This window comes from Tissierellales bacterium, from assembly GCA_035301805.1.
Taxonomy (GTDB): domain Bacteria; phylum Bacillota; class Clostridia; order Tissierellales; family DATGTQ01; genus DATGTQ01.
The window spans coordinates 1-7,889 of record DATGTQ010000273.1; the positions used below are offsets into that span (position 1 = coordinate 1).

At 30.3% G+C, this 7,889-nt stretch carries 9 protein-coding genes; all 9 read left to right on the forward strand.

What is annotated here, in order from left to right; genetic code table 11:
• Positions 1-550, forward strand: a 550-nt coding sequence (locus tag VK071_13430; protein HLR36315.1) for a sodium ion-translocating decarboxylase subunit beta, incomplete at its 5' end; no start/stop codon positions are given.
• Between the two features lie 162 nt (positions 551-712).
• A complete protein-coding gene (locus VK071_13435) occupies positions 713-1,465 on the forward strand; it encodes an ECF transporter S component (protein HLR36316.1) in 753 nt (250 codons plus the stop codon).
• 19 nt (positions 1,466-1,484) lie between these two features.
• Positions 1,485-2,258: a type III pantothenate kinase gene (locus VK071_13440; GenBank protein ID HLR36317.1), complete on the forward strand. Its 774-nt coding sequence runs from the start codon at positions 1,485-1,487 to the stop codon at positions 2,256-2,258.
• A 49-nt stretch (positions 2,259-2,307) separates the two neighbouring features.
• Entirely contained in the window at positions 2,308-3,273 is a 966-nt protein-coding gene (dusB, locus tag VK071_13445) for a tRNA dihydrouridine synthase DusB (GenBank protein HLR36318.1), read from the forward strand.
• A gap of 68 nt (positions 3,274-3,341) precedes the next feature.
• Entirely contained in the window at positions 3,342-4,253 is a 912-nt protein-coding gene (locus VK071_13450; GenBank protein ID HLR36319.1) for a hypothetical protein, read from the forward strand.
• A 127-nt stretch (positions 4,254-4,380) separates the two neighbouring features.
• Positions 4,381-4,857, forward strand: a complete 477-nt coding sequence (gene greA, locus VK071_13455; protein HLR36320.1) for a transcription elongation factor GreA — start codon at positions 4,381-4,383, stop codon at positions 4,855-4,857.
• Between the two features lie 13 nt (positions 4,858-4,870).
• The gene (gene lysS / locus VK071_13460; GenBank protein ID HLR36321.1) at positions 4,871-6,352 is read left to right on the forward strand and encodes a lysine--tRNA ligase; all 1,482 of its coding nucleotides are present in this window, start codon (positions 4,871-4,873) and stop codon (positions 6,350-6,352) included.
• A gap of 101 nt (positions 6,353-6,453) precedes the next feature.
• Positions 6,454-7,023: a uracil-DNA glycosylase gene (locus VK071_13465; protein HLR36322.1), complete on the forward strand. Its 570-nt coding sequence runs from the start codon at positions 6,454-6,456 to the stop codon at positions 7,021-7,023.
• Positions 7,020-7,607: a uracil-DNA glycosylase gene (locus VK071_13470; protein HLR36323.1), complete on the forward strand. Its 588-nt coding sequence runs from the start codon at positions 7,020-7,022 to the stop codon at positions 7,605-7,607. The genes VK071_13465 and VK071_13470 overlap by 4 nt, the downstream gene beginning before the upstream one ends.
• The last annotated feature ends 282 nt before the right edge of the window (positions 7,608-7,889 follow it).

Below are 7,889 nucleotides of genomic sequence, written 5' to 3' on the forward strand. Positions count from 1 at the left end.
AAAAATAAAAATGGAACAATTAAGAACAGTATCTAAAAAAGAAAAAATAATATTTCCTATATTAGTAACAGTATTTGTAGTTTTATTATTACCATCAGCAGCACCTTTAATAGGAATGTTAATGTTAGGGAATTTATTTAGGGAATCAGGAGTAGTCAGTAGACTAACTCAGACAGCAGAAAATGAATTAATAAATATAGTAACTATATTTTTAGGGGTAACAGTAGGAGCAACAGCTAGTGCCCAAGCATTTTTATCACCAGATACAATAAAAATTATAGTATTAGGATTAATAGCATTCTCCCTAGGGACAGCAGCAGGAGTGTTATTTGGACGAATAATGTATAAAACTTCAGGAGGAAAGGTTAATCCTATGATAGGTGCAGCAGGGGTATCAGCAGTGCCAATGGCGGCAAGAGTAGTACAAAAAGTAGGCCAAGAAGAAAATCCAAGTAACTTCTTGCTTATGCATGCAATGGGACCAAATGTAGCAGGTGTAATAGGGTCTGCTGTAGCAGCAGGACTTTTATTAATGTTTTTCGGTGGATAATAATAGACGGTAGAGGAAAATTTATTCCTCTTCCGTTATTATATATGTTAATATAATAATAGCTAGCATCCTATAAGGAGCTAGACAGGAGTGATAATTGTTTTTATTTGTTTAAACAACGACTAGTATCCCAATATAAGGAACTAGAACGGAGGTATATATATGATGACATGTAAAAAAAGATTTACATTGAGAAAGCTAGTAATAACAGGAATTCTTGGAGGGATTTCAGCTATTTTAGGATTGACTCCTTTAGGCTTTATTCCAGTAGGATTAACAAAAGCAACTATAATGCATATTCCAGTAATTATTGGGGCTATTATGGAAGGTCCCTTAGTAGGTGGGTTAGTAGGATTAATATTTGGTTTATTTAGTATGTTTCAAGCACTAACTAATCCTACACCTATTTCTTTTGTGTTCTTAAATCCTTTAGTGTCAATATTGCCAAGAGTTCTTATTGGTATAGTTTCCTACTATGTGTACAAATTATTCAAAACATTAGGTAAGAAAACTTCATCAATAATAATATATGCAATATGGGGTGGTATTACGGCTTATTTAGTTAAGGTTTTGGTAGCTGGTATATTGAATAAATCTAATATTGGTATGTTAATAGTTAATGGAGTATTAATTGTCGTAAATTTATTCGCAGGATTGTATATTTATAAGGGGATAAGGGAAAAAGCAGCTGAGGTTGCAGTTTCAGCAGCCTTAGGAACTTTGACTAATACTGTAGGAGTGCTATTATCTATATATCTACTATATGGACAACAATTTGTAGAGGCAATGGAGTTAGATTCAAATACCGCTAATAAGGTTATATTAGGTATAGGTATAACTAATGGAATTCCTGAAATGATAGTAGCTATAATAATTGTAACCAGTGTAGTTGCAGGACTAAATAAAAGAAGATAAACGATAGGATGGTGTAAAGGTGCTATTAGTAATTGATGTAGGAAATACAAACGTAGTATTTGGTCTTTATAAAGATGGACAATTATTTGATGATTGGCGAATAGCTACAAATAAAAATAAAACTTCAGATGAATATGGGTTGCTATTTGAACAAATATTTAAATATCACGGACTTTGTTCTCGGGATGTAGACGATGTAATAATATCGTCAGTAGTTCCTACTTTAATGTATACATTAGAAGCTATGGCAATTAAATACTTTAAATGTAATCCATTAGTTGTAGGACCAGGAGTTAAAACTGGAATGAATATTAAATATGATAATCCAAAAGAAGTAGGAGCAGATAGAATTGTAAATGCTGTAGCAGCCTATGAAAAATATGGTGGGCCTGTTATAGTAGTAGACTTTGGTACTGCAATTACTTTTTGTGCTATATCGAAAAAAGGAGATTATTTAGGAGGGACTATAGCTCCAGGTATAAAAATTTCTAGTGAAGCTTTATTTACTAGAACAGCTAAACTTCCTAAAGTTGAAATAGCAAAACCAGAGTCTGTTATAGGTAAAAATACTATAAATAGTATTCAATCTGGACTTGTTTATGGCTATATAGGACTAGTAGACTATATAATAGAAAGAATGATTGATGAGTTAGAAGAAGATGGAAGAGTGGACACAGTAATTGGAACTGGTGGATTTTCTAAGCTTATTGCTAGTGAAAGTCGATATATAAATAAAATAGATAATTTATTAACCTTAGAAGGGTTAAGAATAATATATGAAAGAAATAAATAAGTAGCCTTTTGGCTACTTATTTTAGTAACATTAAAGATGAGGTGATTTTTTGAAAATAGGAAATGTAGAAATAGACAATCCTATCTTTTTAGCACCAATGGCAGGGATTACAGATGGAGCCTTTCGAATATTATGTAGGGAAATGGGAGCTGGATTAGTAGTTACAGAAATGGTTAGTGGAAAAGGTCTGTACTATAATGATGAGAAAACCCAAAGCTTAACAAAAATAAATTTAAGGGAAAGACCAGTAGCTTTACAAATATTTGGTTCAGAACCGTTAATAATGTCTAAGGTTGTTGAGAAGTATGTTAATCCAAGAGAAGATATAGATATTTTAGATATTAATATGGGATGTCCAGCACCTAAGATAGTTAAAAATGGTGATGGAAGTGCCCTTTTAAAAAGTCCATCTTTAGTAAAGAAAATAGTAAAAGAAATAGTAAAAGTTTCAACAAAGCCTGTAACAGTAAAAATTAGAACAGGTTGGGATTCTTCCAGTATAAATGCTTTAGAAATATCAAAAATATTAGAAGCAGAAGGAGTAAGTGCTATTACTATACATGGAAGGACTAGAGAAATGTTTTATACTGGAGATGCAGATTGGGAAATTATAAAAGAAGTAAAGGATCATGTTAATATACCAGTAATAGGGAATGGGGATTTGTTTACTTCAGAAGATGTATATAATATATTTAAATATACAGGTTGTGATGGTATAGCTATAGGCAGAGGTTCAAGAGGGAATCCATGGATTTTTAAAGAATCAATTGATCTTTTAAAAGGAGAAACTGTGTCCTACCCTACCAAGGAAGAGAAGTTAAATATGATTATAAAACATTTAGATTTAATTTCTTGTATTAAAGGTGAGAAGATAGGGGTAAAAGAAATGAGAAAGCATATAGCATGGTATGTAAAAGGAATGGAGAACTCAGCTTCATTTAAAAATGAAATAAATAAAATAGAAAGTAGAAAAGAAATGGAGAATGTACTTTATAGGTATTTTAGGAATACCTAAAACATAAGGGACATATAATACAAATATCCATTTAAATTTAGTATAAGGAGGTTATAGAAATTGAATTTTTGTATATTGTAAGTTCCCAACAATATATTAAAATTTATAGCAAAGGTTTATTAAAATATATTCCCAAAAAGTTTATACCTAAAATTAAACCAAAGTTTTTAACTTTTTTAAAGAATGAGGAAGAAACTATCATCGGTAAAGTAATTGGAATTTTTTTAACTTTTGAAAGGGTACCTGAAGATTTATATATTGATTCTATAGTAGAAGGGGTGAATAAATATAAGGAAGAAAAAACTCATAGTATAGTATTTGAAGATATGAGGTATTTAGATAATAATAATATAAAAGTTATAGAAAAAAGAACAGGATTAAAAGTAATTAATGGAGAAAAAGTGCTAATAGAATTCATGCCACGGGCATTAAAAGAAATATTTTTAGATATAGGAGAAGAATCTATTAATTTTGAAGTTCTTCTAATAACCAGTAAGGCAGAATCTATAAAGCCTTTAATAAAGGAACTATCTAAAAGAATAAGGTTTTTAACTATATTTGTAGAGGAAACTAAGAATTTAGAAAAAGTAAAAGAAGAGATACTATTAGAAACAGGGTTGTCAATATACTTTACAAAAGATATTGACAAAACTCTAGCAAACTACTATATTATTATTAATCTAAATAATAATGTTTCGCTAAATGTGGATATATTAAAACCTGAAAGTATTATCTTTGACTTTAGTAATCATAATAAAATCTTGAAAGATATACATTTGAAAAACAAAAAAACTGTAGTAATAAATGATTTTATTTTTTCAAATACTAATTTATTTTTACAGAATGAGGATGTGTTTGAATTAGAGAAAGAGATACCTTCGAGATTATATGAACTAAATACCCGTTTAAGCGAAGAAGATTTTAAAGGCTTCTCTGTAAATGGTCAGAAATATTCTGCAAAAGAAATTGTAAGTACTTGACAATAGCTTAATGCTATTTTATAATGTTTTGAATGGAAAGTATCAAGTTAATGTATTTTTAATATGTTTTAATATGAGAATGAAAAGGTGAAATCACCTTCAATATATAAAAAAGGAGAGAAGGTATATGGTTGAAAGAGATATGTTCTTAACCGTAGAAGGGCGAGACAAAATAGACAAAGAATTGGAAGGATTGAAAACTGTTAAGAGAAGAGAGGTAGCTGAAAGAATTAAACAGGCCCTTGCCTTTGGAGATATAAGTGAAAACGCAGAATATGATCAAGCAAAAAATGAACAGGCTCAACTTGAAGAAAGAATTGCAAAATTAGAAAAAATCCTTAGAAATGCACAAATTATTGATGAAAATGATATATCTACAGATAAAGTCAGTGTTGGTTCAAGAGTAATGGTAAAAGATTTAGAATATGATGAAGAAATGGAATACACTATAGTTGGCTCTGCAGAAGCAGATCCTTATGAAGGTAAGATTTCTAATGAATCTCCTGTTGGAAGTGCCTTGCTAGAGGGGGAAATAGGTGATACTGTAGAAGTGCATGTGCCAGATGGATTAATAAAATACCAAATTTTGGCCATAACTAGATAGAAGGAGGAATACAATGCCAGAAACAGAAGAAAAGACTAATGAAATGCTGGTTTTAAAGAGAGAAAAGCTAGAGGATTTAAAAGAAAGAGGGGAAGATCCCTTTTTAATAGAAAAGTATGAACATACTCATAATAGTGCTACTATTAAAGAGAATTTTGAAGAATTAGAAGAAAAGGCCGTATCTATAGCGGGAAGAATGATGTCTAGAAGGGGTCATGGGAAAATAAGTTTTATTGACATACAGGATGGAGAAGGTAAAATACAAATTTTTGCTCAAATGAACTCATTAGGTAAGGAAGCTTACAATGAGCTTAAAGATTATGATTTAGGAGATATTATTGGCGTTAAAGGTGAGGTGTTCAGGACAAAGGCAGGAGAAATTTCTGTTAGGGCAAAGGAAATTGCTCTTTTAACAAAGTCACTACAAATTTTACCAGAAAAGTTCCATGGTTTGAAAGATCCTGATTTAAGATATAGACAAAGATATGTAGATTTAATAGTAAACCCAGAGGTCAAAAAAACATTTATTCTCAGATCAAATATAATTAAAGCTGTTAGAAGCTTCTTAGATAATAGAGGATTTATAGAGGTTGACACTCCAATTCTCAGTAACATTGCTGGAGGAGCAAATGCTAAACCTTTTATAACTCACCATAATACTTTAGATTTAGACATGTACTTAAGGATAGCAAATGAATTGTATTTAAAAAGGTTGATAGTTGGTGGATTTGAAAAGGTTTATGAAATGGGCAGAATGTTTAGAAATGAAGGTATGAGCTATAAGCATAATCCCGAGTTTACAAATATTGAACTATATCAAGCTTATGTTAGTTATGAAGAAATGATGGAGCTTACAGAAGAACTTATATCTACTGTTGCGAAAGAAACTTTAGGTTCCATGGTTATAAACTATCAAGGAACAGAAATAGATTTAACACCACCATGGAGAAGGCTAGATATGGAAGAGGCAATAAAGGCGTATACAGGAGTAGATTTTAGTACTATAAATACAGACGAAGAAGCTAGAAAAGTTGGAAAAGAAAAAGGATTAGAAATTGATAAAGAAATGAAGAGAGGCCATGTTATAAATGAAATGTTTGAGGAATTTTGTGAAGAACATTTAATTCAACCTACATTTATTATTGGGCATCCAGTAGAAGTTTCACCATTAGCTAAGAGAAATCCTGAAGATCCAAGGAAGACCAATAGATTTGAAGCATTTGCAAATACATGGGAATTGGCTAATGCTTTTAGTGAGTTAAATGATCCGATAGATCAAAAAGAAAGATTCTTAGCGCAAGTAAGGCAAAGAGAACAAGGTGACGATGAAGCCCATATGATGGATGAAGACTTTATAAATGCATTAGAAGTGGGATTGCCTCCAACAGGAGGACTAGGAATAGGCATAGATAGAATGATAATGCTTCTTACAAATCAATCAAGTATAAGAGATGTAATATTATTTCCAACAATGAAACCTATAAAAAATAATTAAACTTTTAATAATAACTCTGCAATTGCAGAGTTATTATTTTGGTATAATATAGTATGTAGAATTAGAGAAAATAAAATCCTAATTAACTTGGAGGGGTTAATATGTATACCTTAGATGAATTAGAGTCTATAGTTAGTACATGTAGGGCATGTCCATTAGCTAAAACCAGAACTAATGTTGTATTTGGTGAAGGTAATAAAGAGGCAAATATTATGTTCATAGGTGAAGGACCAGGATTTTATGAAGATAGATCAGGAAGACCTTTTGTTGGAAGGGCAGGACAGTTATTTGATAAAATTTTAAAGTCAATATATTTAGAGAAGAAGGATGTTTATATTGCAAATATAGTTAAATGTAGGCCACCGAAAAATAGAGATCCTTTAGAGGGGGAAAGTAAGGTTTGTATAGAATATTTAAGATGGCAAGTGAAAATAATAAATCCTAGTATATTAATTTGCTTAGGCCGAATAGCTGCAACTAATATTATAGATTCAAATTTTAGAATCTCTAGAGATAGAGGACAATGGATTAAAAAAGGGAAGTATTATATTATGGGCACTTATCATCCGGCAGCTCTTTTAAGAGATGAAAGTAAAAAAAAGGAAGTATGGAAAGATTTTAAAAAAATACATCATAAGAATATGGAACTAAATAATATAAAGAAGGGATGATTTCATTGAAAAAGGAAAAGTTGAAAAGGTTAAACGAAGAAATAACTATGGATTACAATGAAAAAACCATAGTTTTAGGTAATGGGAAAATAGATAGTCCTATTCTTCTTATAGGTGAGGCCCCTGGTAAGAATGAAGAAAAACTTGGAAAACCTTTTGTAGGTCAAGCAGGTAAATATTTAGAAGAATTTTTAGAAGTATTAGAATTAGGTAAAGAAGATTTATACATAACCAATGTAGTTAAGTATAGGCCTACTAAAAAAAGTAAAAGAACAGGTGGGTTAATAAATAGAACACCTACTATGAAAGAAGTATTAGATTTTACCGGCTATTTAATAGAAGAAATAAGTATTTTAGAGCCTGAAATAATAGTAACCCTTGGAAATGCTCCATTAAAAAGTATATACGATGAAAGAGCTAAAATAGGAGATTTACATGGAAAAAATATTGATATAAAAATAAAAGATAAGGAGTATAAACTATGTCCTTTGTATCATCCAGCTGCGGTTATTTATAGGCAGGAACTAAAAAAAGTTTACATGGACGATTTAAAAAAACTTAAAAAGATTATGGAGATATTATAGTTTTTAAGTTTTTAAGAAATAAATATATTAAATAAATATAGTATAATAGGAACTTATCAGAAGTTATTTAGAAAAATAATAAAAAGTTTTAAAAAGTTGTTGACTATTAGTAATATTTAGTGTATACTCATTAATGTTCCCAAAAAATATTCAGTAAACCGAATATTTAGGGATTAAAGAAATTCTAAAAAGAATTTTTAAAAAAGTGTTGACAAGCTTCAAAAAGAATGCTATACTTTATAAGTCGGCTCAAAAAAGCCGCAAAGAACCTAGAAAATTAAA